The 25,523-nt window shown below is 47.1% G+C and carries 26 protein-coding genes; 17 read left to right on the forward strand and 9 right to left on the reverse strand.

The window, feature by feature from the left end; translation table 11 throughout:
- The first annotated feature begins 20 nt into the window (after positions 1-20).
- The 5 genes from BTA31_RS03235 to pdxA all read left to right on the forward strand — a co-directional run bounded on the left by BTA31_RS03235 (position 21) and on the right by pdxA (position 6,879).
- The gene (locus BTA31_RS03235; protein WP_043927197.1) at positions 21-1,424 is read left to right on the forward strand and encodes a sodium:solute symporter family protein; all 1,404 of its coding nucleotides are present in this window, start codon (positions 21-23) and stop codon (positions 1,422-1,424) included.
- On the forward strand, positions 1,424-2,602 hold the full coding sequence (locus tag BTA31_RS03240; protein WP_076788867.1) for a sialidase family protein: 1,179 nt from the start codon (positions 1,424-1,426) through the stop codon (positions 2,600-2,602). The genes BTA31_RS03235 and BTA31_RS03240 overlap by 1 nt, the downstream gene beginning before the upstream one ends.
- A 151-nt stretch (positions 2,603-2,753) precedes the next feature.
- Positions 2,754-4,535 carry a sigma-54-dependent Fis family transcriptional regulator gene (locus tag BTA31_RS03245; protein ID WP_076788868.1) on the forward strand — a complete coding sequence of 594 codons (1,782 nt, stop codon included), beginning with the start codon at positions 2,754-2,756 and terminating at the stop codon, positions 4,533-4,535.
- Positions 4,536-4,555: 20 nt separating this feature from the next.
- Complete coding sequence (locus BTA31_RS03250; protein WP_076788869.1) at positions 4,556-5,896, forward strand: four-carbon acid sugar kinase family protein; 1,341 nt, start codon at positions 4,556-4,558, stop codon at positions 5,894-5,896.
- Positions 5,872-6,879 (forward strand): 4-hydroxythreonine-4-phosphate dehydrogenase PdxA, encoded by a 1,008-nt coding sequence (gene pdxA / locus BTA31_RS03255; protein WP_076788870.1) that lies wholly within the window; start codon positions 5,872-5,874, stop codon positions 6,877-6,879. Before BTA31_RS03250 ends, pdxA begins: the two co-directional genes overlap by 25 nt.
- A gap of 38 nt (positions 6,880-6,917) precedes the next feature.
- Here pdxA and BTA31_RS03260 read toward each other — a convergent pair whose 3' ends face one another.
- On the reverse strand, positions 6,918-7,664 hold the full coding sequence (locus tag BTA31_RS03260; protein WP_076788871.1) for an SDR family NAD(P)-dependent oxidoreductase: 747 nt from the start codon (positions 7,662-7,664) through the stop codon (positions 6,918-6,920).
- A 186-nt stretch (positions 7,665-7,850) separates the two neighbouring features.
- On the opposite strand from BTA31_RS03260, the gene BTA31_RS03265 reads away from it, so the two are divergent.
- The 8 genes from BTA31_RS03265 to liaR all read left to right on the forward strand — a co-directional run bounded on the left by BTA31_RS03265 (position 7,851) and on the right by liaR (position 14,210).
- Entirely contained in the window at positions 7,851-8,429 is a 579-nt protein-coding gene (locus BTA31_RS03265) for a cob(I)yrinic acid a,c-diamide adenosyltransferase (RefSeq protein WP_076788872.1), read from the forward strand.
- 130 nt (positions 8,430-8,559) lie between these two features.
- Positions 8,560-9,513 carry a pectinesterase family protein gene (locus BTA31_RS03270; protein WP_076788873.1) on the forward strand — a complete coding sequence of 318 codons (954 nt, stop codon included), beginning with the start codon at positions 8,560-8,562 and terminating at the stop codon, positions 9,511-9,513.
- A gap of 172 nt (positions 9,514-9,685) precedes the next feature.
- Positions 9,686-10,072, forward strand: coding sequence for a protein liaI (locus BTA31_RS03275; RefSeq protein ID WP_076788874.1), 387 nt, complete (start codon positions 9,686-9,688; stop codon positions 10,070-10,072).
- A gap of 22 nt (positions 10,073-10,094) precedes the next feature.
- Positions 10,095-10,778: a stress responsive protein LiaH gene (gene liaH, locus BTA31_RS03280; RefSeq protein WP_076788875.1), complete on the forward strand. Its 684-nt coding sequence runs from the start codon at positions 10,095-10,097 to the stop codon at positions 10,776-10,778.
- Between the two features lie 106 nt (positions 10,779-10,884).
- The gene (gene liaG, locus BTA31_RS03285) at positions 10,885-11,748 is read left to right on the forward strand and encodes a LiaG family protein (protein WP_076788876.1); all 864 of its coding nucleotides are present in this window, start codon (positions 10,885-10,887) and stop codon (positions 11,746-11,748) included.
- A 30-nt stretch (positions 11,749-11,778) separates the two neighbouring features.
- Positions 11,779-12,510 carry a cell wall-active antibiotics response protein LiaF gene (gene liaF / locus BTA31_RS03290; protein ID WP_043927185.1) on the forward strand — a complete coding sequence of 244 codons (732 nt, stop codon included), beginning with the start codon at positions 11,779-11,781 and terminating at the stop codon, positions 12,508-12,510.
- The gene (liaS, locus tag BTA31_RS03295) at positions 12,507-13,571 is read left to right on the forward strand and encodes a two-component system sensor histidine kinase LiaS (protein WP_043927182.1); all 1,065 of its coding nucleotides are present in this window, start codon (positions 12,507-12,509) and stop codon (positions 13,569-13,571) included. The genes liaF and liaS overlap by 4 nt, the downstream gene beginning before the upstream one ends.
- Before the next feature lie 3 nt (positions 13,572-13,574).
- Positions 13,575-14,210 (forward strand): two-component system response regulator LiaR, encoded by a 636-nt coding sequence (liaR, locus tag BTA31_RS03300; RefSeq protein ID WP_043927181.1) that lies wholly within the window; start codon positions 13,575-13,577, stop codon positions 14,208-14,210.
- 37 nt (positions 14,211-14,247) lie between these two features.
- Here liaR and BTA31_RS03305 read toward each other — a convergent pair whose 3' ends face one another.
- Genes BTA31_RS03305 through BTA31_RS03320 form a run of 4 tightly spaced genes read right to left on the reverse strand, consistent with a single transcriptional unit; the run spans position 14,248 to position 18,304 of the window.
- Positions 14,248-14,631, reverse strand: coding sequence for a hypothetical protein (locus tag BTA31_RS03305; protein WP_043927180.1), 384 nt, complete (start codon positions 14,629-14,631; stop codon positions 14,248-14,250).
- A gap of 43 nt (positions 14,632-14,674) precedes the next feature.
- Complete coding sequence (locus tag BTA31_RS03310) at positions 14,675-15,796, reverse strand: Ger(x)C family spore germination protein (protein ID WP_076788877.1); 1,122 nt, start codon at positions 15,794-15,796, stop codon at positions 14,675-14,677.
- On the reverse strand, positions 15,793-16,893 hold the full coding sequence (locus tag BTA31_RS03315; RefSeq protein WP_076788878.1) for an endospore germination permease: 1,101 nt from the start codon (positions 16,891-16,893) through the stop codon (positions 15,793-15,795). Before BTA31_RS03315 ends, BTA31_RS03310 begins: the two co-directional genes overlap by 4 nt.
- Entirely contained in the window at positions 16,862-18,304 is a 1,443-nt protein-coding gene (locus BTA31_RS03320) for a spore germination protein (protein WP_076788879.1), read from the reverse strand. Before BTA31_RS03320 ends, BTA31_RS03315 begins: the two co-directional genes overlap by 32 nt.
- Before the next feature lie 126 nt (positions 18,305-18,430).
- Between BTA31_RS03320 and BTA31_RS03325 the strand changes: the two genes are divergently transcribed.
- Complete coding sequence (locus BTA31_RS03325; protein WP_076788880.1) at positions 18,431-18,598, forward strand: YvzF family protein; 168 nt, start codon at positions 18,431-18,433, stop codon at positions 18,596-18,598.
- A gap of 83 nt (positions 18,599-18,681) precedes the next feature.
- Entirely contained in the window at positions 18,682-20,070 is a 1,389-nt protein-coding gene (gene fumC, locus BTA31_RS03330; RefSeq protein WP_076788881.1) for a class II fumarate hydratase, read from the forward strand.
- Between the two features lie 45 nt (positions 20,071-20,115).
- On the opposite strand, the gene BTA31_RS03335 is transcribed toward fumC, so the two are convergent.
- Positions 20,116-21,000 (reverse strand): TetR/AcrR family transcriptional regulator, encoded by an 885-nt coding sequence (locus BTA31_RS03335; RefSeq protein ID WP_076788882.1) that lies wholly within the window; start codon positions 20,998-21,000, stop codon positions 20,116-20,118.
- A gap of 187 nt (positions 21,001-21,187) precedes the next feature.
- On the opposite strand from BTA31_RS03335, the gene spxO reads away from it, so the two are divergent.
- Positions 21,188-21,352 (forward strand): anti-adapter protein SpxO, encoded by a 165-nt coding sequence (gene spxO / locus BTA31_RS22955; RefSeq protein WP_023856228.1) that lies wholly within the window; start codon positions 21,188-21,190, stop codon positions 21,350-21,352.
- Between the two features lie 23 nt (positions 21,353-21,375).
- Here the strand turns inward: spxO and cssS are convergent, their stop codons facing one another.
- Together cssS and BTA31_RS03345 are read right to left on the reverse strand one after the other, a co-directional pair.
- Positions 21,376-22,722 (reverse strand): two-component system sensor histidine kinase CssS, encoded by a 1,347-nt coding sequence (gene cssS / locus BTA31_RS03340; RefSeq protein WP_043927175.1) that lies wholly within the window; start codon positions 22,720-22,722, stop codon positions 21,376-21,378.
- Entirely contained in the window at positions 22,719-23,393 is a 675-nt protein-coding gene (locus tag BTA31_RS03345; RefSeq protein WP_076788883.1) for a response regulator transcription factor, read from the reverse strand. Before BTA31_RS03345 ends, cssS begins: the two co-directional genes overlap by 4 nt.
- A gap of 245 nt (positions 23,394-23,638) precedes the next feature.
- Between BTA31_RS03345 and BTA31_RS03350 the strand changes: the two genes are divergently transcribed.
- Positions 23,639-25,009, forward strand: coding sequence for a S1C family serine protease (locus BTA31_RS03350; protein WP_076788884.1), 1,371 nt, complete (start codon positions 23,639-23,641; stop codon positions 25,007-25,009).
- Between the two features lie 35 nt (positions 25,010-25,044).
- On the opposite strand, the gene BTA31_RS03355 is transcribed toward BTA31_RS03350, so the two are convergent.
- Positions 25,045-25,509, reverse strand: coding sequence for a Dps family protein (locus BTA31_RS03355; RefSeq protein ID WP_043927172.1), 465 nt, complete (start codon positions 25,507-25,509; stop codon positions 25,045-25,047).
- Positions 25,510-25,523 lie beyond the last annotated feature (14 nt).

Consider the following 25,523-nt stretch of genomic DNA (forward strand, 5'->3'; position numbering starts at 1 on the left):
CAAACAAAGGGGGAGTTTGGGTGGATGTCTTAAGCGGTTCGATCATAACGTTTATTTTGGCAGTGATTGTGGTATACATTCTCTTTACGACATGGCTAACGATGCGGTTTCGCAGTAAATCCAGTTCGGAATTCAACAATGCTGCCAAAACGCTGCCGGCGATTGTTGTCGGGATTTTGCTGATGAGTGAATTCATCGGCACTAAATCGACAATCGGGACCGCTGAATCAGCTTATACACATGGTTTGGCAGCTTCATGGTCGATTGTAACGGTCTCGATTGCGTTTTTTATTTTTTCCTACTTCTTAGCAGGGAAATTTTATAAAACAGGCCAATATACGATTTCCGGGATTATTAGTGAAAAGTTTGGCCGTTCGACCAAGCTTGTCGTTTCTATCATTATGATTGTGGCCCTTTTACTTGTGAATCTTGGAAACTATTTAAGCGGATCGGCGGCGATTTCGTCTATTTTAGGTCTTCCGCTGATGACGTGTGCGATCATTACAGCGATTGTCAGCACCTTTTATTTTACGTTTGGCGGAATGAAGGGCGTTGCCTGGGTGACGATTCTGCATTCTCTTGTTAAATATGCGGGGGTTCTGATCACTTTAGGGGTTGCACTCTATTTGACAAAAGGCTGGGAGCCGATGACGCAGCAGTTGCCGGAGCATTTCTTCACTTGGGACGGCAGCATCGGATGGGGGACAATCGGCGCCTGGTTTATCGGCAACATGGGGGCGATTTTTGCGACTCAGTTTATTATACAGGCTATTACCTCCTCGAAAAGTGAGAAAGATGCAAAGAAGTCGACGCTCTATGCAGCGCTGCTTTGTCTGCCGCTTGCGATTGCCATTGGAGTCATCGGCGTTGCTGCACGGTATTTGTACCCGGAAATTGATCCGATTTACGCATTCCCGGTGTTTATGCAGCACATGAATCCTGTGCTGAGCGCGGTTGTGGCGACATCCCTTGTGGCGTCTATTTTTGTCGGCGTTTCAACGGTTGCGCTGGCGACAACGACGCTGATCATAGATGACTTTTATGTACCGAAAGCAAATCCGACACCGGAACAGCGCATGAAAATTACGAGATATGTTTCTATTATCGTCGGTTTTATTCCGCTGCTCGGGGTTGCGCTGGCGCCGGAATTGTTAACGCTTTCTTTCTTTACGAGGGCGCTTCGGACATCAATTGCCGTTGTGGCGGCGATGGGCTTTTATTTGCCATATTTTAATTCAAACCGCGGAGCAACCATTGGCTTGGCGCTTTCCGGCATATCAACGACGGTATGGTATTTATTGGACAATCCGTTTGGCATCGATAACATGTACATCGCCATCATTGTTCCGTTTATTGTGCTCGTATTGGATCGTCTGATCAGCTCACCTGCGAAAAAAGAGTCAAATGTTGAGGAGGAATTATGATGAAACAAAGTGAAGTTTCCCTGCCGATAGATGGGCGCATCAGAGAAAATAAAACCGATTCGGCCAGAAAGGATGCGTTTTTGCCGACAGACTGCCCGCAAAACCATGCAGCCAACCTGCTGGAGCTGGACAATGGTGATCTGTTGTGCGTCTGGTTTGGGGGAACGCAGGAAGGCATCCCGGATATATCGATTTACATGTCAAGGCTTGAAAAAGGAAGCGGTGAGTGGACACAGGCAGAAAAGCTGTCAGGTGATCCTTCCCGCTCCGAACAAAACCCTGTGCTTTTCCAAGAGCCTGACGGTCGGCTCTGGCTTATGTATACGGCGCAGCTTTCCGGCAATCAGGATACAGCGGTTGTCAGATACCGGACATCGGATGATAGAGGCCATACATGGAGCGGGATTGACACATTGTTTGCCGAAGCAGGGACTTTTATCCGCCAGCCGCTCATTGTTCTGGATAACGGCGATTGGCTGCTTCCTGTCTTTTACTGCATCACCCTGTCGGGCGTGAAATGGACTGGAAACCGTGACATCAGCGCGGTGAAAATTTCATCTGATAAAGGCAAGTCGTGGGAGGAAGTGAAGGTGCCGGGCAGTACCGGATGTGTTCATATGAATATTGAAAAACTGCACGACGGCACCTTGCTTGCGTTGTTTAGAAGCCGTTTTGCAGACTCGATTTATGTGAGCCGCTCTATTGATAACGGCCGCACCTGGTCAGAGCCTGAGCCGACCGAGCTGCCGAACAACAACTCCTCCATTCAATTTACAGCGCTTCAAGATGGGACGCTTGCTCTCGTATACAATCATATGAATGCGAATGAAACGACCGAAAGAAGAGCATCTCTATACGATGAAATTGAGGATGAGGATGATACAAGAACAGGTGTTGACACAGACGCGCGTCCAGCCTTCTGGGGAGCGCCGAGGGCGCCGATGACTTTGGCGCTTTCCTGGGACGGCGGCATCACATGGCCTGTCAAAAGAAACATCGAAGTCGGCGACGGTTATGCGATGACGAACAACTCAAAAGACAAGCTCAACCGCGAGTTTTCCTATCCGTCGATCAAGCAGGGGAAAGACGGTGATCTGCATATTGCCTTTACGTACTACCGTCAGGCGATTAAATATGTGCGTGTCCCGCAAACGTGGGCCTCGGCCGGTCAAGAATAAAGCCGTTTGAACGAGCGCGCGGCACTGGCATGAATTGTATCCCTATATCGCATCATTTATAATTTAAGTTCGAGGGGGCTGTCCCAATCGTTTGAACGGACTCCCTCACCGTCTCCTTGACTGAGAGAGAATGAAAGAGGGGGTCCATTTCATGAAAATTAAAGTGCTTGGCATTGCGCCGTATAAAGGCTTAGGGGATTTATTGACAGAGCTCGCGAAGGAAGAACAGGACATTCAATTTCAGCTGGAGGTCGGCGATTTGCGCTCCGGCGTTGCGATTGCAGAACAAGCTGAATCGCAGGGAATCGATATCATTATGAGCCGCGGAGGTACAGCCTCGCTCATACAGCAACATGTGCACATCCCTGTCGTGGATATTCCTGTTTCCGGGTATGATCTGCTGCGGGCGCTGACGCTCATTAAAGATTATCAAGGAAAAACAGCCGTCGTCGGCTTTGAAAATATTACCCAAGGGGTTCGCACCATCAGCGAGCTTTTTGGAATAGAAGTTGATTTATATACGATTAAAGAAGAAATGGAAGTATGGAATCTGCTGAGGGACATTCAGCAGCAGGGGACACAAATTGTATTGGGAGATGTCATTACCGATAAAGCGGCAAAGGAGCTGGGCATGCAAAGCATGCTGATCACGTCCGGCCGTGAATCCGTTAAAGAAGCGTTTCACAGTGCAAGGCAAATGTACCGGCTCTTTAAGGAGGCATCCGAGGAGCAGCGGATGTTTAGAGAGATGATCGATCAGGAAGAAAAAGGGATGCTCGTTATTGGTGACAACAGCCGGATCCGCTTTGTGAACAAAACGGTGAAACATTGGATTAATGAGGGGCTTCTTGAACCCATTGCTCCTGCCGACGCCATCCTTGAATGGTGGGAAGAGCTGGCTTTTGCCGTACAGTCTATAAGAGAAGGCAAACAAAGCGGGTATTTTCAATTAGAAACAGGAGAAGTTGTCTGGCATATGAAAGGCTCCCTTCTTTCAAAAGGAGAGCTGCTGATTGCCATTGAACAATCAGTGTCCTGCCGCGATCATCAGCATCTTGCATGGTCGTTTGCAGCGCCCGTCCATTCATTGCATCCATTTTCATCATTTACACAACAAAGCAGGTCTATGAGGGACACGGTTCAGCAAGCGCAGGCATTCAGCCAGACGCATAAACCTATTTTACTGTACGGAGAGGAAGGAACGGGGAAATCAGATCTAGCCTTTGCGATTCATCAAATGAGCCCTCGGCAGCAGCATACGTTTGTGACCATTCACTGCAGCAAGGTGAAAGAGTACGCATTGCTGAAAAACCTTCCGGCTGTTCAGAACGGAACGGTTTTTCTTCGAAATGTCGAGCATCTGCCGCTCGAAGTCCAGCATGATCTCGTCGTGCAGTGGATGAAGACAGATCAGCAAATCCGCTGGCTCGCCTCTTCATCTGCCGATTTATTTGAAGAAATGAAAGCAGGGCGATTTGACCCTGATTTATACAGTTGTTTACAAGGATTGACGCTCTATGTCCCGTCGTTATCAGAGCGGGTGGAAGACATGGAGGACATGAGCAGACTGTTTATTGCTGAATTGAATTCAGCTTACGGGACACAAGTGGTCGGACTTGCGCCTGAGGTGATGGACGCGTTTCGCAAGCAGACATTTCGGGAGAATGTCCGGCAGTTTAAGCGATTACTTGAGGAGCTTGTGCTGACGGTAAAAAGCGGATATATCACTTTAACTGAAGCCGCACCGCAGCTTGACCGTCTGTCCAACGAGAACAAGGAAGAGAGCTTAAAAGGCTATTTGGAAGGGACGCTTGAGGACATCGAACGGCGCATCATTCAAGCGGTGCTGCAGGAGGAGAATATGAACCAATCCAAAGCGGCGAAGCGATTGAATATCAACCGCACCACCTTGTGGAGAAAACTGAAAGAATAGCTTGAGACCGAGGTGTCAATATGACAAACGTACGATGCAAAAAAGGAGCGGACATCAGCCAAAAAATATTGATTGTCGCTGACGATTTGACGGGTGCCAATGACACAGGCGTTCAGTTTGTTAAAGCCGGACTGAGCGCAGCAGTTCTTTTTGACCAGTCCGGTGCAAATCCAGCGAATGTCAAAGAAGATGTCATGATATTAGATACGGACACGCGCGGTGCGTCGCCGAGCGAGGCTTACAAAGAAGTCAGTTCAGCATCGCATCCGTTCGCACACCTTGAATCCCACCTTTTTTTAAAGAAAATTGACTCTACATTAAGGGGAAACATCGGGGTCGAAATCAAAGCACTGATGGATTTGGGGCGTTTTGATGCAGCAGTCATCGCCCCTGCTTTTCCTGATGCAAGGCGGATTACTGTGGATGGCGTGCATTATGTCAATGGGCTGCCTGTCCATGAAACTGAAGCAGCCATTGATCCGAAAACACCGGTTACTGAATCGCGGATCGCTGAATTGCTTTTCAGGCAAACGCAAATTCTGCCAAAAGCGGTAGGCATCGAAACGTTTCGCAAACCTGATGAACAGGTGCAGAAAAACCTTAAATCGTGGATAGCCCAAGGGCATGAATGGTTTGTCTGCGATGCAGAGACAAATGAGGATCTGCATCGCATCGTGCAGGTGTTCATGAACAGCGGGCAATCCATATTATGGGTCGGCGCTGCCGGACTGGCCGGTGCACTCGCCCGGCATGTCAGAAAGAGGCCGCTGCAGACAGACAGACGGAATGAGCCGGTAATGATCGTCTCCGGCAGTGCATCGAACATAACAAATGGACAGCTCGCATATTTAAGAGGTCAGCAGGAACCCCTTGACGTGTGCATCAATCCGCTGAACGTATTGAATGGATGTGAAACACGGGAGCAGAAGCGTGCGCTCGATCAAGTGCTGGCTCATCAAGGGAAAGATGTTCTGCTTTATACTGATGCGAAGCCGGAAACTGTGCAGCGCATCATCGCTTTTGGGAGAAGCCAAGGCCTTGACCGGCAGACTGTAGGCGAACGGCTCTCCCGATTTCTTGGTGCAGTTACAACTGAAATCGTCAAGATGACAGGGTTAAAACGCCTCGTTTTGACAGGCGGAGACACAGCGCGTGCGATTTGCAACGAGCTTGGTGCAGACGGCATTCAGCTGCTTGGTGAAATTGAAGCGGGCATACCGCTGGGCAAGTTGCTCAACACAGATATATATGCGGTGACAAAGGCGGGCGCCTATGGTCAAAACGATTCTGTTCTAAGAGCCGTTGAGGTGCTGAGAAATTTAGAGGAGGAAGACAGATGGCAAAACCAATCATTGCGTTGACGATGGGGGATGCGGCAGGTGTCGGCCCGGAAATTATCATCAAGGCATTTGAGCAAAACAGTTTGCATGAAAACGGAACATTGTTTGTGATTGGGGATTACAGCATTTTAAACAGAGCGAAGACGTTCACCGGCTCAGACGCAGACATTGTAAAAATCAGCGAGCCGGAAGAGGCAGCTGATGTAAAGCCCGGCGTCATTCCTTGCCTGGACCTTCAGCTGCTGACAGATGATCTGAGAGTCGGCAAGGTGTCGGCTGAAGCGGGAAACGCAGCGTTCCGCTATCTTGAACAGGCGATTGCCCTTGCCAACGAGAAGCGGATTGACGGCATTTGCACAGCGCCTTTAAATAAAGAAGCCCTCCATAAAGCGGGGCACATGTACCCGGGTCACACCGAAATTTTAGCTGAATTGACGCAAACAAAGGACTATGCGATGATGCTGGCTGCACCGAACCTGAAAGTGGTCCATGTCACGACCCATGTCGGTCTGCTTGACGCCATTCATCTCATTGATGTGAATCGGGTGTACACGACAATTCAATTGGCGCATGACACGCTGATTCGCGCAGGCATTCCGCAGCCTAATATCGCCGTGTGCGGCATTAACCCTCACGCCGGTGAGAATGGTTTGTTTGGACATGGAGAAGAGGAAGAGAAAATTGTCCCTGCCGTTGAACGCGCACAAAGTGAAGGTATACAGGCATTCGGCCCGCTGCCCGCTGACACGCTTTTCTTCAGAGCAGTGAGAGGCGACTTTGATATAGTGGTGGCGATGTATCATGATCAAGGACACGGCCCGATTAAGGTGCTTGGCCTTGAAGCAGGTGTGAACATTACAGTCGGCCTGCCGATAATCCGTACGAGTGTTGACCACGGAACAGCCTTTGATATTGCGGGAACCGGCAAAGCTGATCCTGCCAGTTTAGAAGAAGCGGTGAGACAGGCGATCATGCTGTCCGGTACACGTGAACGGCATGTATAAAAAAGAAGAGCCCTCCGATTTTAAGGAGGCTCTTCTTTTTAGTTCATGTAGGTGCCGCCGTTAATATTAATGGTTTCACCCGTCATAAAGTCAGATTTGTCAGAGGCCAGGAAGGCGACAACGTTTGCGACATGCTCTGGTGAGCCGATCATTTTCAGCGGAATCCGTTCGACGACTGCTGCACGATACGCCTCGCTCCACTGCTTGCTCATATCCGTCTCAATCGGCCCCGGGCAGACAGCGTTGACATGAATGCGGTGTTCAGCGAGCTCCTTTGCCAAATGCATCGTTAAATAGTTGATGCCTGCTTTCGAAGCACCGTAAGCAGGAGAGGCATTGTGATGCGGTGTTTTGCTCGTCGTTGAGCTCATGTTGACGATTTTTCCGCCGCCCTGCATGATCATTTCCGGGATGACAGCCTGACACATAAGAAAGGTGCCGGTTAAATTCAAATCTATCACTCTTTTCCACTCTTCAAGCGACGTATCAACGGTCGTTTTGCGCAAATTAATGCCGGCATTGTTGACCAAAATATCGATCCGCCCAAACTGCTGTTTTGCCTCAGCGATGAGAAGCAAGGCTGTTTCCGGCAAACTTGCATCACCTGCAACATAAGAAGCGCACTTTCTCTCGGTATTCAATTGTGTGCACAGGGACTTGAGCAATTCTTCGTTTGTCCCATTGATGACGACATTTGCCCCTTTATCCGCAAGCGTTTCTGCAATGGCTCTGCCGATGCCGCGGCTTGCACCGGTGATAATGGCCGTTTGCTGATTCAATTCCATCCTCATCCCACCTGTCTTTGAATAAAAACGTTTACATTTCTATTATAAAAGTGAGTGTTTCTTTATTCAACAAAACTTTGTTTTTGATGATTGCTCCTGAATTTTGTGTTTCATAATGAAACGATCTATGCAGCCATTATAAACAGGGTATACTATAGGGACAAGTGATCAAGAGAGGGGTATGAAATGAAACTATATACAAAAACAGGCGATCAGGGAAAAACGAGTTTAATTGGCGGAAAGGCGGATAAAGATCATCTTAGAGTGGAAGCGTACGGCACGCTAGATGAAGCAAACAGTTTCATCGGGCTGGCTCAGTCTTATTTAAAAGCGGAAGAAGCGCTGTTTCAAGATATTCTGTCAGAGTTGACCGCCATCCAGCATGAGCTGTTCGACTGCGGCAGTGATTTGGCGAATATCAATGTTCAGGAAGAAGGCAAGCTGAAGGCTGAATCGATCACGATGCTTGAAGTACGAATTGACGCCTATGTCGAGGAAGCGCCGCAGCTGACCAAGTTTATTCTTCCGGGCGGAACAGAAGCGGCATCATTTTTGCATGCAGCGAGAACGGTCATCAGAAGAGCTGAACGAAAGATAGTCGCTTTGGCCAAAGAAGAAGACATTCCGCCGCTTGCGCTGCCATACGTCAACCGGCTGTCCGATTATTTATTTGCGGCGGCGCGCATTGTCAATCACCGGCTCGGGGAAGTGGATGTCGAATATGAACGAAGCGCTGACGTATTCCGGACAAAGAAAAAATTATGAATAAGCCATTCACCAATCGTTATCGAACAGAAACGGGCCGATTGATCAGATCAAGCCGTTTTCCGGCAGGGGAAAACGGCTTTTTGTCGTAAACGTTAAGTAAACGTTTTCAAAGAGAGGGTGTGTTCAAGTGGTCAATCGGGAGGCAGCCGCTATACGGCTGACGGTTTCGAAGGATGGAGACGGCGAATTTCAAACCGTTCAAGAGGCGATCGATGCTTTGCCTGAGTACAGTCAGGAACAGAAAGTGATATTCATCAAAAAAGGGGTTTACAAAGAAGTCGTTCATATTCCGGCTACAAAGCCGTTTGTGAAGCTGATCGGCGAAAATCGTTACGAGACTGTGATTACTTATGACAACTATGCCGGAAAAGAAAAGGAAGGAGGAGGGAAATACGGCACGACCGGAAGTTCAAGTGTGTTTATTTATGCGGATCATGTTGAAGCCGAAAATCTGACGTTTGAAAACTCGTTCGACCGCACGAAAGTCGACACGACCGGCACGCAAGCAGTGGCGGTTTATGCGAAAGGAAACATGATGACGTTCAAACATGTCAGGTTTATAGGCAGACAAGATACACTGTTTGTCAATGACGGTACGCAATATTTTTATCAATGCTATATAGAAGGCGATGTCGATTTCATTTTCGGAGGAGCAAGATCCGTATTTGAAGAGTGCCAGATTCATAGCGCTGACCGGGGGTCCGCTACTAACAACGGTTATGTGACAGCTGCGAGCACGCATATCGCAAAGCCGTTCGGCTTTTTGTTGACAAACTGCAGACTGACAAGCGATGCCGCGGCTGGAACCGTATACCTCGGGCGTCCTTGGCATCCGGGAGGAGACCCCGACGCCATCGCCAGTGTGTTATATCACCGCTGCGATTTAGGCGCGCATATCAAGCCTGAGGGATGGACGGATATGTCAGGCTTTTCTGCGGCCGATGCCAGATTGTACGAATACGGGAATACGGGTCCGGGTGCGATTTCGCATGAGGCCCGAAGGCAGCTTGCCGATCATGAGGCTGAGAAATGGACAGTTGAAAATGTACTGGATGGCTGGAATCCTAAAGTCGAATCATAGCAGAAGAAAGTGCAGAAAGACCGCTCTCTGGCTGAGATGAGCGGTCTTTTCATGCGAGCGGGTCCGATGTGCCATACGACCCTGGTCGTACGGCAAAATCAATCTGTGACTCGTTTTGTCGAAGCCTGAAATTGACTATAGTGAAGACATGAACGAGAAAGGAGGAACAAATATGAATATAAATGGGAAGTCCATCATCGGCTTTTTTCTAATCCTTTTTGGCATCTCCCTATTCTTCGGTGGAGGCCATTTCGGCGGATTGGTTACAGGTGCAATTGGAGCATTGCTTCTATTCTATTCCGTGAAAAAATGGAAGGACGGCCGCCAGTTTGCCGCAGTACTGGCCGCGATCTTCGGCATCATGTTTTTGGGAGGGTCATTGCCGTTTCTGATCGGCATCGCGGTTGCTACAGCGATGGTTTATTTCGGATGGAAAATGATGAAGCAGGATGACAAACAGGATGACATCCTTTATTCAGAGAAAACGGAGCCTGCGGCTGCTTCATATGACACAGGCTTTGATGCAGAGTGGGAAGAGTTTTTGAAAAAGAATAAATAAATATTTTTGGGAGGACGAGATCATGGCTTTAAAAAGAATCAGAGACATGTTTGTCGCATCAGTAAATGAAGGATTGGATAAACTTGAGAACCCCAGGGTGATGCTGAATCAATACGTACGCGACATGGAAAGCGATATTGCCAAGGCGAAGCATACCATCGTCAAGCAGCAGACAATTGAACATAGTTTTAAAGGAAAAGTGGAAGAAGCCGAAAAGCTTGTTGTCAAGCGAAGAAACCAGGCTCAGCTCGCTCTCGATGCAGGTGAAGAAGACCTTGCTAAAAAGGCGCTCTCAGAAATGAAGTATTTTGAAGAAAAAGCTGCTGAATACAAGGACGCTCACCAGCATGCGAAAAAGCAGCTTGCCGAATTAAAGGAACAGCTGGAGACACTTGAGGTTAAACTGCGCGATATCAAAGACCGCAAGCATGCGCTGATTGCCAGGGCAAACGCGGTGAAAGCGAAAGAACATATGAATGCATCATTTAATAAAATCGACAGCGAAAGTGCCTACCGGGAATTTATGAGAGTGGAAAACCGCATTGAAGAGATGGAAACAAAGGTGAACAGCTATGCTGAATTATCCGCTTCATCAAGCAGCCCATTCGGCCGCCTTGAATATGCAAAAGAGGTGGAAGAAGAGCTGGAAAAAATGAGGGCTGAAAAGACAGGCTTGGAAAAGCAGACACATGCGGGAAATGCATAAACGAATAGGGGCTCTCACAGGCCCCTTATGCAATTTTTGATTTCTTTCAAAGTTCATTTTCCTTATAATAAGGAGCATACACTTATTAGCCGAAAGGATTATCCACATGAAAAAAACGTTTGGAAAACTGCTGATCATCGCCGGCATTCTCATCCTTGCCGGCATGATGTTTAATGGGCGTGAAGGCTTTTCTTTCTTCGGCTTCAATGACGAGTCAGACCGCACATATCATGCACAGGCAAAAGACATCGATAAAATTGACATTGATGCAAAGAGTATAACAGTCAACATTCAAGCTGAAAACCGCGATGATATAAAAGCCGAGATTTCAGGAAAAAACGTCCGGCTTGATTCGTCTGAACAGGGGCGTACACTTCAGCTTTCCGCTCATTCGAAAGGCTTTTGGCCGTTTTTCTGGAAGAAAAATGAGCTGATTGTCAAGATCCCTCCTGAATATCAAGATGATCTGGCGATTTCTTCGGGAAGCGGAAATGTCAAACTGTCCGGCGGCGATCTGCATTTGCGAAATGTAGCCTTAAAGTCGGGAAGCGGCAGCCTCAAGGCAGATGACCTTCAGGCGCAAAACCTTTCTGTAAAAGGGACGTCAGGGGCGGTCAGACTGGAAAACGTTCAAACGGCAGCTGCTGACATCCGCTCCACATCCGGTAATACAAAACTTGAAAATGTCACCGGCAGACTCAGCATCAAACAGACTTCGGGCAATTTGCGTGCTTCTTTTACAGAGATTAACGATCCACTGAGCATCAAACAGACATCCGGAAACACCAAGCTCAAACTTCCCGATGATGCCGACATCAGTCTTGAAGCCGAGTCGACAAGCGGGAACATCAGTCATTCTTATTCATTTGACCAAGTCACCAATGAGAAACGGACGCTGACTGGAAAAAAAAGAAATGGAAAAAATAAAATCAACATCTCCATTACGAGCGGAAATGTCTCAATTGAGTAATCGACAAGAAGAAAGGGGGCTCGAGTCAGCATGCGTCTTACAAAAAACCAGCTGATCGGACTGATCATTGTACTCTTCGGAATCAGCATATTTTTGCAAAACAGCGGGCTTGGAGACGCGTTATTCTGGCCGCTCGCTTTTCTTTTTGCCGGGTATTTTCTTCACAAATATTCCCGCCGCTGGCTCGGGTCTGTCATGTATATTTTTGCGGGCTTTCTGCTGCTGAAAGACATCTTCAGCATTACATTCAGCCTGTTCGGCTTTTTCTTTGCCGCTTTCTTAATCTATGCGGGATACCGGCTGGTGACAAACCAGCCGGTATTTGACCGCCATAAGCCGAAAGGAAGAGGAAAGGAAAAGGCGGATTCCAAGCCGCTTCAGGAGAAGAACAGTCCGGGACAGCGCAGCTTCTTTTTCGGTGATGTAAAATTGATGAAAACACCTTTTGACTTAAATGATTTGAATATCTCCGGGTTTATCGGTGACGTGAAAATCGATTTGTCAAAGGCGATTATTTCAGAGGGAGAAAACACCATCGTCATTACGGGGTTGATCGGAGATGTCGATATTTACATTCCGTCCGATCTTGAGGTGTCCATCAGCTCTTCTGCGTTCGTTGGAGACATTGACGTCATCGGCGGCCGAAAAAGCGGTATCGGCAATCAAATCTATACCGAGACAGAGAATTACGAGCAGTCGGCACGACGGGTCAAAATTTCGATTTCGCTGTTTATCGGCGATGTGGATGTGCGGTTCATATGAGAACGAACAGACTTGCAAACATTCAATGGCGCGCCGTCCGCTTATCCCTTGGTGTCAGCTTTACGATTTTTATTGCAGTATTGGGATTTATGCTGTTTTACTACCAGCTGGATCCAAGTGTACTTATCGTTTCCAGGTGGTTCGGGATTCCGTTTATCGCGCTTCTCGCATTGATCAGCGTAGCTGTCGGATTCGGCTCAGGTTATATGTTCGGCAATCAGCTGAAAAAACGGCTTGAAAAGCTGATCGAATCGATTCTAAAGTACGAAAACGGCAACTTTGCCTACCGGATTCCGTCGCTTGGAGACGATGAGATCGGGCTGGCCGCCGACCAGCTCAATGAGATGGCCAAACGGATCGAAAGACAGGTTGCCTCTTTGCAAAAGCTGTCCAATGAGAGAGCGGAATGGCAGGATCAAATGAAAAAATCGGTGATCTCCGAAGAGCGGCAGCGTCTCGCGCGCGAATTGCATGATGCGGTGAGCCAGCAGCTGTTTGCGATTTCCATGATGACTTCAGCCGTATTGGAGGGAATCGACGCTGCCGCTGAAGAGAAGCTCGCCCAAAGGCTGAAAATGGTCGAAAAAATGGCGGCCGATGCCCAGAATGAAATGAGGGCGCTGCTTTTACATTTGCGACCTGTTACGCTTGAAGGGAAAGGTCTAAAAGAAGGGCTTGCAGATCTTTTGAAAGAATTTAAAGCGAAACAGTCGATCGACATCGATTGGGAGATCGAGGATGCGGGCAAACTTCCGAAAGGTGTGGAAGACCACCTGTTCAGGATCGTTCAAGAAGCGCTCTCAAACGTGTTCCGGCATTCAAAAGCGACAAAAGTCACCGTCCGACTGCTGCTCAGGAACAAACAGCTCCAGTTGAAAGTCATTGACAATGGTGAAGGATTTAAGATGGACGCCGTCAAAACATCTTCGTACGGGCTGAACTCGATCAAGGAAAGAGCCAGCGAAGTCGGCGGAGTGGCCGAAATCATTTCATTTACGGGAAAAGGAACACAAGTTGATGTAAAGGTTCCGATTTTTGAACAACAAAAAGGAGAGGCTTAAAAGGTGATTCGAGTATTGTTAATTGATGATCATGAGATGGTGAGAATGGGGCTGGCCGCTTTCCTGGAATCCCAGCCTGATATTGAAGTGATTGGAGAGGCTTCAGACGGAAAGCGCGGCGTTGAATTGGCGGTGGAAACCAAACCCGACGTGATTTTGATGGATCTTGTGATGGAAGGAATGGACGGAATTGAGGCCACGAAAGAAATCTGCCGGCAGCTTGCCGATCCGAAAATCATCGTTCTGACGAGCTTCGTTGATGATGACAAGGTCTATCCGGTCATCGAAGCCGGAGCGCTCAGCTATTTGCTGAAAACGTCGAAAGCGAGTGAAATCGCCGATGCGATCAGGGCTGCGAGCGTGGGAGAACCAAAGCTTGAAGCCAAAGTCGCAGGCAAAGTATTGTCCAAGCTAAGACACTCAGCCGGCGAACAGCCCCTTCATCAATCGCTGACGGCAAGAGAATTGGAAATCCTCAAACTTGTAGCAGAAGGTAAAACAAACAAAGATATTGCTGAAGAATTATTTATCACCATTAAAACAGTTAAAACGCATGTGACGAACATCCTTTCCAAGCTTGAAGTCGACGACCGGACCCAAGCCGCAGTCTACGCCCACCGAAACAAACTTGTCGACTGATCAAACAAAAAAACAGCTTTCTCAAGAAAGCCGTTTTTCAGCCGTTCCAGTATTTTCGGTCCTCAGCTGCAGGAAGAGTGAATGAATCTGTTTCAACCGTGCGGGCGGTAAGTTGGGCGGTCTCGTTTTCTTCGCGTGCATGTTCGCCCGCTGCGCCGTTTTGGCAAATGATGTCGAGCCGCTCGGCCACTATGGCGTTGTGTTTCTCCTGCAAGTCGATCAATTTGCCGATGCCTAGCAAAATGAATCCGCCGATGAAGCAAAAAAACGGAGTGGTGAGGTATGTGCCGATCGTAAAGAAAAGCATCGACTGCGAATCCTCCATAAACGGATCATAAGCGACATCACTGATAATGAATCCGGACAGAATGACTGCCGCTGCAATCAAAAAAATGCCTGTCATGTGCAATATCCGCTTCAAGCTCATCACCCTTTCAAACACATTCTATCAGAAAAACGGGCCGCTATCTGCTTTTTGTCGCACCTTTTGTCCCAAAGTCCTGAATCGTCGCTTTGATATGATAGTCGATATAGGCTTCGCTGAAGTGCTTATCCCAATTGGATCTGTCTCTTTCCCATTCCTTCGGAAAATTGATCCGTGCATTGTCGGAAAGATCGGTGACGTCCGTTTTGATATCGTGCTGCAGGACATGGATCAGCTGCTCAACCCGCTTTTCAATGTCTTTTTGAACCGATTTTTCTATGTTTTTAATATATTGATCATTAAAAGAATCCTCTCCAAGATACCAGTCCTCTGACAGTCTTCCTTTAATATTGGCATTGATGACAAATTTGTACTTTCCGTTCTGCCTCATCGCCCGTACGCGGTGGGTCATCGAAAACACTTCATACGAGAACAAATGTCCATCATGACTTGAGTCAATCACCCCGCCGATTACTTTGCCCGTTAATAAATTCAGCGCTTCGATCTGAGGGGGCGAAAGGTTTGCATGGTATTTGTTGTTTTTGATCACGGCGCCGCCTTCAAGCTGGAGCTGTCCTTTTTCAATGACAACCTTTGGCATGATATAAGATAAATCAGATTGCATTTTGATCGAAATGTCGCCCAATGTGACAGGCTTGAGCAGCTTGATTGTTGATGCTCTGTTTTCAGATATGTTGTGGATCACGTCTGACGCGGGATCCCCTGCATCGTCAATCTTCAAAATGCTGCCGGCAGTCCCGGGCGTCATATAGACTTCGCTGCTCCTTCTGATGCTGTTGTCCCTAATAAACTGATTGATCAATGCTTCCAGCGAAATATCGGATACAAGCTCCTCCGAGAAAATCAGGACTTGCAGATGCTGCGAGAATACCGGGAAATTTTTCAAAGCGGTGGAACGGATGGTTTGATGAACCGTGTTTCCGGAGGTGGACACCACTTTGGTCGGGTCCTGAGCGTTGCCGTCTTGTCCGATCTGTTTAGGAACAATAAACTGGTACGTTAATTTCACCTTTTTATCGGCCTCGCCTTTATCCAGACCAAGACCGATGGCAATGCTGAGTTGTTCGATCTGCCTGCTGTCCCAGCAGCCTGTTAAAAGGAGAAGCAGGGACAAGGCTGCTAACATTCCCTTTTTTTTCACGAAGATGTAAACCTCCTTTTGACGGACACGAGCAAAAAGATCAGCAGCGGGAGCGCACAGAAGACAACGATAAAAATATACCCGAGGTAATCGCTGAAGGCACTGACCTGGTTAGAGTCCCGCGGTACAAGAGATGCCAGATAAACAATGGCGCCGATGAAGAGGACGTTTTTTTTCACAGGCCATCCGAATACGTTTTCAAGTCCTGAGGCGGCGAAGTACGTATAGACGACAAATGTTGTAAAAAATTGGATCGTCCAAATGACAAGCAAAAAAGATTCGAACCTTTCGATGAAAATCCCTCTGATCTCAAAAGACTGAAACAAAGAGATCGTTGGCCATGTCATCGTCATAACCTCAGTCGCAGTCAGCGCCCCGACAACGACCGCAAATGTGAGGGTATATAAGAAAAGCGGTATCCCAAATCCGATCGCCGATGCCTTAAAAAGCTTTTCTTTGTTTTTAATGTATTTCGGCAGAAACATCATCAGCTCCACCCCTAAAAATGAAATGGAAACCACCGTCAAAGCTCTGCTGACCGGTTCCAATCCAAGGCCGAGGACCGGCCGCAAATGATTCAGCTGAAACATATTCAGGCTCAGTCCGTAGACGATCAGAAGAATGACGATGGTAACGGACAGAAAGAACGGGAATATCTTTGACATATCGCTGATACCCCCGACGACCAAATAAATCGCACAAACGATAAAAGCAAAAATCGTCACGCTCATTGGCGTGAACTGAAGAAGAAAAAACTTTGCCATTTCAGCCATTGCTCTCGCTTCAAAGCTGGCCACGCCCATGAAGTATAAAACGATTAAAAGGTTGAGAATATTCCCGATCATAAAGCCGCAGCCTTCTCTTGTGTAATCAAAAAAAGACAGGACATTGTGTTTTTTAACGATTTTGGCATTGATGTAGATAATGAGAAAAAAGACGAGCCCCTCAAAGAGTAATACGATCCATCCGTCGGGCGACAGGGTCTTTTGCGTCAGCGCCCTGGGCAGCGTCAGCAGGCCTGCACCGAGCATTGTGCTTGTAATGATCGAAGCGGCTTCATACGTGCTAATCCGATCGTGCTGATTTTTTGGAGCCATTTTTAGGGTTCACCTCCCGGTCTTTTGTTGGCAGACGAATGATGGCTTCATCCGAATGTTTTAAGCTGAAAAAATGGTTCGGGTTAAAATACGGGATGCCGAAGCTTCTTTGTCTGACCAAATGGGTGAAGATGACGAGCATGCATAATATAATCCCGTAAAGCCCGAACACAGCTGCAGTCACCATGGAAATGAAACGAAGCACACGAAACGACAGACCCATGCCGTACTGCGGCACAGTAAAAGAAGCGAGGGCAATAATGCTGACAATGATCACCATCACGGAGCTGACGATATTAGCTTCGACCGCCGCCTGGCCGATGACGACGCCTCCCACGAGGCCGATCGTCTGGCCGAGCGGATTGGGAAGCCGCAGTCCCGCTTCCCGTAAGAGCTCAATCGTCACTTCCATAATCAGCGCTTCAAGGAGCGGCGGAAACGGCACATTTTCGCGCGTGCTTGCGATCGTAACAGCGAGAGCCGTCGGCAGCATCCCTTGATGAAAAGACACAAGCGAAATGTAAAACGCCGACAGGAACAGGGTGATGAAAATTGAGCTGAACCGGAGAAATCGAATCAAGGTGGTAGAGATCCACCTTTCATAAAAATCGTCCGGGGACTGCATCACCATTCCGAAAGAAGCAGGCACGATCAAGGCAAATGGCGAGTAATCAACAAAGATGGCGATCCGTCCATTAAACAGCGCTGAAGAGACCTTGTCAGGCCTTTCGGTATTCTGGATCTGCGGAAACGGCGAGTACTTATTATCCTCGATTAATTCTTCAAGAACGCCCGAATCTTGAATATCATCCAGCCGAACCTTCTGCAGGCGTTTTTTAAGATCTTTAATAATCGAATCATCCGCTTTGCCCTGGATATAGAGAATGGTCGCATCTTTAAACTTGCGCTTGCCGAGCGGGATTTTTTCAACGGTCAGTTCTTTATCCGGGACACGCTGCCTGACTAGGGCCACATTTGTATCGACATCCTCGATAAAACCGACTTTCGGGCCTCTGACGACGTTTTCCGTATTCACTTCTCCAAGGCTTCTTTTCTTTTTCTCAGCTGTCGGCAGCGTAAAAATAACGTTCATGCCATTGATCAAGAGCAGGCACTTTCCTTTGAAGATCGCGTTGATTGCGTCTTTCTCTTTTGTGACGGGTTCCGCATTCAGCTCATTTAAACGGAGCCGGACATCTTCCAATGAATAAGAACTGTCATCGGAAACCAGCAATTTCGCAGCTTTTTGGATTTTCTTGTCGTCATTCAAATCTTTAAAGTACAAAAAGTAAAAAATGATTCCGTTCTTCAGCATTTTTTTATTTTGAACCAGATCATCGTTGTGCTCGAGATGGGGAAGGAGCATTGCGAGATTTTCATGGATGTGTTCTTTGAATTCCGACTGAGTCATGATCGTCACCTGCCCTGGTGTTTCTGGAGTTTGATATAGGTTATCTTTTCCTGTTAAAAAAACAATATACTGTGTTACAGTAGTGTTTGGTGAAATTTTCATTGAACAGAGACGGAGTGAGAAAAGTTGGCGCAGATCAGGCTTACGGGGAAACCGGAAGAGATTGAACGCATTATCCAATCTTTTTCTATGCATTATGAGGTTTCATATGTATCGAAAGAATACGGCAAGACAAACCCGAAATATAAATATGCAAAAGATTCCCGAGTTTATATTGAGCTAAAATTAAAATAAAGATAAAATTTAAATGGAAGGGTTTTAGCGATTTTTATCGAAATATAGACTATTGTAGATTTAGAGAAGGAAGGGATACGAAAGTGGACTACAGAATTGAAAAAGATACGATGGGTGAAGTCAAGGTTCCCGCCGATAAGTTTTGGGGAGCCCAAACCCAAAGAAGCAAGGAGAACTTTAAAATCGGTTCTGAGAAAATGCCGCAGGAAATTGTGTATGCGTTTGCAATCTTGAAAAGAAGCGCTGCGATTGCCAATGAAAAGCTTGGAAATCTTGAAGCGGAAAAAAAGGAAGCGATTGTTTCTGTATGCGATGATATTTTAGAAGGAAAGTATGACAGCCATTTTCCGCTCGTCGTCTGGCAGACCGGCAGTGGAACACAGAGCAACATGAATATGAATGAAGTCGTGGCAAACAGGGGAACGGCTTATTTGCAGGAAAAAGGATCAAGCCTGAAGGTTCATCCGAATGATGATGTCAACCGCAGCCAAAGCTCTAATGACACATTCCCGACTGCGATGCACGTAGCTGCTGTCCTCGCGATTCACGATAAACTGATTCCGGCGATTGACCGCTTAAGAAGCACGCTGCATGAAAAAGCTGAAGCGTTCAAAGACATTGTCAAAATCGGCCGCACTCACTTGCAGGATGCGACACCGCTGACATTGGGACAGGAAATCAGCGGCTGGGTATACATGCTGGACCGCTCTAAAGAGATGATTCTTGAAGCGGCTGAAAAAATCCGCGACCTTGCCATCGGCGGAACTGCCGTTGGAACAGGTATTAATGCTCACCCTGAATTCGGAAGCACCGTTGCCAAAGAGATCAGCGCCCTGACCGGACAGACATTCAAAAGCTCGCCTAATAAGTTTCATGCGCTGACAAGCCATGATGAACTGACACACGTGCATGGCGCACTTAAAGCGCTTGCAGCAGATCTCATGAAAATCGCCAATGATGTCAGATGGCTTGCAAGCGGACCGCGCTGCGGAATCGGTGAACTGATTATCCCGGAAAATGAGCCGGGAAGCTCGATCATGCCTGGAAAAGTCAACCCTACGCAAAGCGAAGCGCTGACAATGGTCGCATCCCAGATCATGGGGAATGACGCAACGATCGGCTTTGCCGCGAGCCAGGGGAACTTTGAGCTGAATGTCTTTAAACCGGTGATTATTTATAACTTCCTGCAATCCGTTCAGCTTCTTGCCGACGGCATGGATTCATTCCATGACAAGTGTGCTGTAGGAATCGAGCCTAACCGGGAAACAATTGAAAAGAACCTGACCAACTCTCTCATGCTGGTTACGGCTTTAAATCCGCATATCGGATACGAAAATGCGGCGAAAATCGCGAAACTGGCCCATAAAGAGGGTCTGACGCTGAAAGAAGCGGCTCTCAAACTGAACCTTTTAACAGAGGAGCAGTTCGACGAGGTTGTAAAACCTGAAGAAATGGTGAAACCGAAAGCATAATCAACAAACCGGCTGCATGCATTGCAGCCGGTTTTGTTTTGTGGATCATCCGTGCGGATGGTGCATGTCTTTTTTGATCAATTCGGCGAGTTTGTCCGTTTCTTTTCGAATCGCGGTATATTCTTTCAAGTTGGATATCATGCCTTTGATGATGGCGTTTTTACGCTTTTCTTTTCTCAGCTCTTTCTCCAGAATATCCAGGCTTTCGGCAAGGTCGGCAGGAGGAGCGCCGTTGTACTGCTTGTTCGCTTTGACGCGCATTTCATTGAGTAGGGCGTCCTTCAGCGGATCAAATGTGTAAAACGGGCCGAACCACTCGTCTGCTTTTTCGAATGGGATCAGCGGCTGGTCATTGCGCTTGATCATCCCCTTTGCCAAATCGTCGAGGCGGTTCAGCATGTGGTCGGCGAGAGACTGCAGATCGAACGAATGGTGCAGCAAAATCATCAGCTCAAGATAGACATCGCTCATTCCGTTGATCATAAAGCACAGTTCGGCGCTGTACGGTTCAATGTCTTTGCCGTAAATGTTCTGGATGTTTTCGATGTGCAGCCTGAGCGTGGTTCTCCGCATTTTTTTCGCAAACGCTTCAATTTCTTCATTGATCGGCATTGACCGCTCATTAAACTGCATCGTGATAAACTCTTTATGCTCCAAAATGTTTTCGAAAAAAACGATGAGCTGCATCCGGTACACATCGCGCGGATTGTCATGCTCCGTTTTGATTTTCTGAATTCGGGTAAAGATTCTTTCATAGTAGTAGTGAAGGACTGAAAGGAGGAGTGCTTCCTTTGATTTAAAATAAATGTAGAAAGCGCCTTTTGACATTTGGCACTCTTTTGCAATCTCCTGGACTGAAGTCGAACTGTATCCTTTTTTTGCGAAAAGTTTGATGGCTGTTTCAATAATGACTTTCTCTTTTTGTTTCATGGCTTTCACCTTCCTGAAAGATCGAACCCGAAAGCGGCTTTCGGCGGACCGGGGTGACTGGCGGGTCACTTTTTTTGCTTCGTTATATTTTTAACTAGATTGTAACTTGTTTTTTTGTTTGATATTATTTATATTATAAAGTAAGGTGACCGAGTGGTCAAAATTTGTGGAGAAAGGGTGAAGGTTGATGAAAGAAATCGATGACATGATCAGACGCCTGCGCAGCAGGGGAATTAAGGTGGACAAAGTCAAATATCCAAAGCACGTTCTGTGCGAAAAGAAATGGATGAAAAAGCCAAAAAACACGATGAAACCGAGCTACCGGGATTTCAACGGCTATTCGTTTATATGAAAAAAGACTGCAGCGTCTACAGTCTAATTTCGCGGAACGGATATTGAGTAGCACACACCGGTTTGATCATTCCGAATGGTCATGTCAGCATGGTGGAGCGTCAAGATTCGTTTAACGATGCTGAGTCCAATGCCGAATTCGCCTTTCTTCCCTTTATTAAAAGGCTCATACAGGCTGGAAAGCATCTCTTCTTCAATGTGTGGTCCGTCATTTTTAATGGTGATCAACGTATGTTTTTTCGTCGACCTGACGCTGATGTCAATGTATGACTCCGCATAACGGATCTGGTTTTCAAGAACGTTTTCCAACAGCTTGCTCCATTGTTCTTGATCGCCCGTCAACATTGTTTCCTCTTCAAGATCAATCTTCCAGTTCAATTCTTTTTTGGACCATCTCAAGCGTTCAACAACTTCTTTAATGACCTCTTGTATATCGAAAGTTCCGTACTGTCTTTCTTGTCTCAGCAAATAATCAAGCTTTGTCAAATAAAGAAGATCCTTGATTTTCTTTTCAAGTTTTTCAGCTTCGCCTTCAATGACTTCAATCGTGTTTTCCAAATCTCCTTTAGGGTAAATGCCGTCTTTGATCGACTGGGTATACCCGCGGATGACCATGACCGGCGTTTTCAGATCGTGGGAGATGTTTTGCAGGAGCGTGCGTTCTGTCTCATCTTTCTGGATGAGCTTTTGCCGCATGTCTTCAATCGTGTGCCCCAGCTTGCCGATTTCGTCTTCCCTGTCGACAATCACGGGATCATCCCAATCCTGTTTAGAGATTTGTTTGACGTGCTTTTCGAGCGTGACGAGCGGTCTTGATAAATATTTCGCCAGCCAGATTGAAGGAATCCAGCTCAGCAAAATAACGACGATCAAAATAAACAGCAGCTGCTTAAACAGCGTATGGGACAAATCGTCCCTGTATGAATCAAGCGCATAGGACAACAGCAGAAACGTCTGGTCTTGAGTCTGGATTTTTTTGAGCACAAAAAAAACGTGCTCACCGTTGACATTCTCCGAATACCTTTTCGATGACTCGTCCTGCCTTTTGCCGAGTTTCTGAACCTTCTCGATAAATGAATCGGGGAGAATCTGCGGGCTCTGATAGACGGTTCCTTTCTCAGGCAGCAGGACGTGCTGAACGTGGCGGTTTGTGCTTCGCGATCCGCCGCTTCCGCCGAAGCCTCTTTCCGGTGAATCGGAAAATCCGTATTCTGTCAGAACATGCTGCTCATTTTCAATGTTTGTATAAATTTCATCAGTGAAAAAGTTCTGCAGTGTCGTCGAGAATAAAAACGTCAGCAAAATCGAGACCGTTAACAGGATGCCGCAAATGACACTCCAAATTTGAAAGGCAAGCGACCTGTTCTTCATGATTTCAACATCCTGTAGCCAAACCCGTAGATGGTTTCCACTTTCAGTTCGGGCATTTTCTTGCGCAGCCTTCTGACAAGATCGTCGACGACGCGGTCGGTTCCGAAGTAATCATCTCCCCAGACGCTGGTGAGGATATCCTCCCTTGAAAAGGCGCGGCCCTGGTTGTTTATAAATAGAAGCAGAAGATCAAATTCCTTTGACGTCAAATTGATCATGCTGCCATTTTCATAGACTTCTCTCAAGTCCTCATAGACTTCATAGCAGGAAACCGGCGTTCCTTTTTTCTTTTCTCTCGGTTCTTCTTTATATATCAACTTGAGCAGCTTTTGTACGCGGATGATCAGCTCCCTTGGGAGAAACGGCTTAGATATATAGTCACTGCTTCCCAGCTCGAGCCCCAGCACTCTGTCAATATCGGCATCGCGCGCAGAAATGAAGATGACGGGGACTTCCGGATCTTGATTTTTTATTTCTTTTATTAGCGTATACCCGTCGATATCTGGTAACATGATATCGAGAATCCATAAATGAGGTGACTGGCCTATTTTTTGCCTGGCACTTTCACCGTTTAGAAAAGAAGTGACGTGCCAGCCTTCACTCTCTAAGTATTTTGTCAGCAATTCATTTAAATTCTCTTCATCTTCAACTAGATAAATGGAGTATGACAAGGGCGGTTCACATCCTTTCTACGTCATTATACATTATACTAGTTTTAACATAAGTCTGGTCAATTTTCATAATTTCACATATTCTTTTCATTTTTATCCCACAATGTTTTCGTAACATATTCATCAGGGAAGAAAGGGAATGAACACAGAGTGAACGACGGCCGGGTCTCTTTTTTTGTGGATGTTAAAGCTTTTATGCCATTTGCGATAGTTGAAGACAAGAAAAATAAAGGAAGTGTACGCTTATGGATTTTAGACGCGATGACGAACAAAAACATGCAAATGAAGAGCAGCTTCACGAAGAAGCGCAGACGCCGCAAACGGCAGGTTCTGAGGAGCAGCAGTCAGAACAGCCGGCAAAGGAGCCCGAGCTGATTTTAAAGAAGGATACAGACGATCAGTCAGATCTTACGAATAAAGAAACCGCTGCAGCCCTGGAAGATGCCAGGGAAACGAGAGCGGTAAAAGAAAAACGGCGTAAGGCTTCGTGGCTGAGCCCGATTTTGGGCGGCATCATCGGAGGCGGCTTAGTGCTTGGAATCTCCCCATATCTGCCGGGCGATCATCCGAGTGAAACAGCCGGAACTGGACAGACCGAGCCGAAGCAGTCGCAGAACTTCTCCACAAAACCTGTCACGAACGCAGATAACGTACCTGATATGGTGGAAGATTTGGAGCCTGCGATCGTCGGAGTTTCAAATATTCAAACGAGCTTCGGCTTCTCTGAAGACGACGTCGAGGAGAGTGGCACGGGATCAGGCGTCGTCTTTAAGAAAGACGGCGGCAAGGCCTACATTATCACAAACAACCATGTCGTTGAAGGCGCCTCGAAGGTGACCATCTCCTTATATAACGGAAAGACCGCAGATGCCAAGATTATCGGCAGCGACGCTTTGACTGATCTGGCTGTTTTAGAGATCAGCAGCAAAGGCGTTGATAAGGTTGCAAGTTTCGGAGATTCCGCAAAACTGCGCGCCGGCGAAAAAGTAATCGCGATCGGGAACCCTCTCGGCCTGCAATTTTCAAGAACGGTTACCGAAGGCATCATCAGCGGTGTCAACCGGACGATTGAAGTCTCCACATCTGAAGGGAATTGGGATATGAACGTCCTGCAGACAGATGCGGCGATCAACCCTGGAAACAGCGGCGGGCCTCTGATTAACGGCAGCGGGCAGGTCATCGGCATCAACAGCCTGAAGATCAGCCAAAGCGGTGTTGAATCGCTTGGTTTTGCGATTCCGAGCAACGATGTTCAGCCGATCGTTGACGAGCTTTTGGAAAAAGGGAAAGTGGAACGGCCTTTCCTCGGCGTGCAAATGATCGATATGCAGCAGGTGCCTGAACAGTATCAGCAAAATACGCTCGGCCTTTTCGGAGACCAGCTCAATAAAGGCGTGTACATCGATAAAGTATCACCGAAATCGCCTGCGGCTGAAGCGGGTATGAAAGCCGGCGACGTCATCACCAAAATGAACGGCAAAAACGTCGAAAACACTTCAGACCTCAGAAAAATTCTTTATACAGAAGCAAAAGCAGGAGATACTGTCACATTTGAAGTGCTGAGAAACGGAAAGCAAACAACAATGAAAGCAAAACTTGCGAAAAGTAAATCATAAAAAAAAGCCATGGCGTCTGCCATGGCTTTTTCATATTACTTGTCCAAAAATGAAGAAAGCATCCAAATTTGCTTATCAATTTCCTCTGTCAGGGCGATATAAAGGTCAGCGGTAGAATGGTCTGATTTGTCTTCCGCCAGTTCGATGGTATGCTGAATTTCATCGCGGATTTGACGGTAATCGCTCACTAGTGCGGAAACCATTTCTTCGGCCGTTTTTTCGGAGCCGTTTTCCTCGATTGTGCCGTGGTCAAGGTATTCTTTCATTGTGGCGAGCGGCTGTCCGCCGATGGCCAGCAAGCGTTCCGCGACCACATCTGCTGTTTCTGCGGCATGGTTGTAAAGCTCTTCGAATTTTTCATGAAGGGTAAAGAACTGCGGCCCTTTTACATACCAGTGAAAACGGTGAAGCTTTGTGTAGAGGATGAACCAGTTTGACAAATTCGTATTCATTGAGTTTTCAAGTACAGGATTTTGCTGTTTTAATTGTTGAGAGATCATGTGATATTTCCTCC

The organism is Bacillus haynesii, from assembly GCF_001969855.1.
GTDB classification, from domain to species: Bacteria; Bacillota; Bacilli; order Bacillales; family Bacillaceae; genus Bacillus; species Bacillus haynesii.

Bases quoted from the DNA above. Each gene is read 5' to 3' on its own strand.
- BTA31_RS03240 (WP_076788867.1), top strand. From the start codon at position 1,424: ATGAAACAAAGTGAAGTTTCCCTGCCGATAGATGGGCGCATCAGAGAA.
- BTA31_RS03245 (WP_076788868.1), top strand. From the start codon at position 2,754: ATGAAAATTAAAGTGCTTGGCATTGCGCCGTATAAAGGCTTAGGGGAT.
- BTA31_RS03250 (WP_076788869.1), top strand. From the start codon at position 4,556: ATGACAAACGTACGATGCAAAAAAGGAGCGGACATCAGCCAAAAAATA.
- pdxA (WP_076788870.1), top strand. From the start codon at position 5,872: ATGGCAAAACCAATCATTGCGTTGACGATGGGGGATGCGGCAGGTGTC.
- BTA31_RS03260 (WP_076788871.1), bottom strand. From the start codon at position 7,664: ATGGAATTGAATCAGCAAACGGCCATTATCACCGGTGCAAGCCGCGGC.
- BTA31_RS03265 (WP_076788872.1), top strand. From the start codon at position 7,851: ATGAAACTATATACAAAAACAGGCGATCAGGGAAAAACGAGTTTAATT.
- BTA31_RS03275 (WP_076788874.1), top strand. From the start codon at position 9,686: ATGAATATAAATGGGAAGTCCATCATCGGCTTTTTTCTAATCCTTTTT.
- liaH (WP_076788875.1), top strand. From the start codon at position 10,095: ATGGCTTTAAAAAGAATCAGAGACATGTTTGTCGCATCAGTAAATGAA.
- liaG (WP_076788876.1), top strand. From the start codon at position 10,885: ATGAAAAAAACGTTTGGAAAACTGCTGATCATCGCCGGCATTCTCATC.
- liaF (WP_043927185.1), top strand. From the start codon at position 11,779: ATGCGTCTTACAAAAAACCAGCTGATCGGACTGATCATTGTACTCTTC.
- liaS (WP_043927182.1), top strand. From the start codon at position 12,507: ATGAGAACGAACAGACTTGCAAACATTCAATGGCGCGCCGTCCGCTTA.
- BTA31_RS03315 (WP_076788878.1), bottom strand. From the start codon at position 16,893: ATGGCTCCAAAAAATCAGCACGATCGGATTAGCACGTATGAAGCCGCT.
- BTA31_RS03320 (WP_076788879.1), bottom strand. From the start codon at position 18,304: ATGACTCAGTCGGAATTCAAAGAACACATCCATGAAAATCTCGCAATG.
- BTA31_RS03335 (WP_076788882.1), bottom strand. From the start codon at position 21,000: ATGAAACAAAAAGAGAAAGTCATTATTGAAACAGCCATCAAACTTTTC.
- spxO (WP_023856228.1), top strand. From the start codon at position 21,188: ATGAAAGAAATCGATGACATGATCAGACGCCTGCGCAGCAGGGGAATT.
- cssS (WP_043927175.1), bottom strand. From the start codon at position 22,722: ATGAAGAACAGGTCGCTTGCCTTTCAAATTTGGAGTGTCATTTGCGGC.
- BTA31_RS03350 (WP_076788884.1), top strand. From the start codon at position 23,639: ATGGATTTTAGACGCGATGACGAACAAAAACATGCAAATGAAGAGCAG.
- BTA31_RS03355 (WP_043927172.1), bottom strand. From the start codon at position 25,509: ATGATCTCTCAACAATTAAAACAGCAAAATCCTGTACTTGAAAACTCA.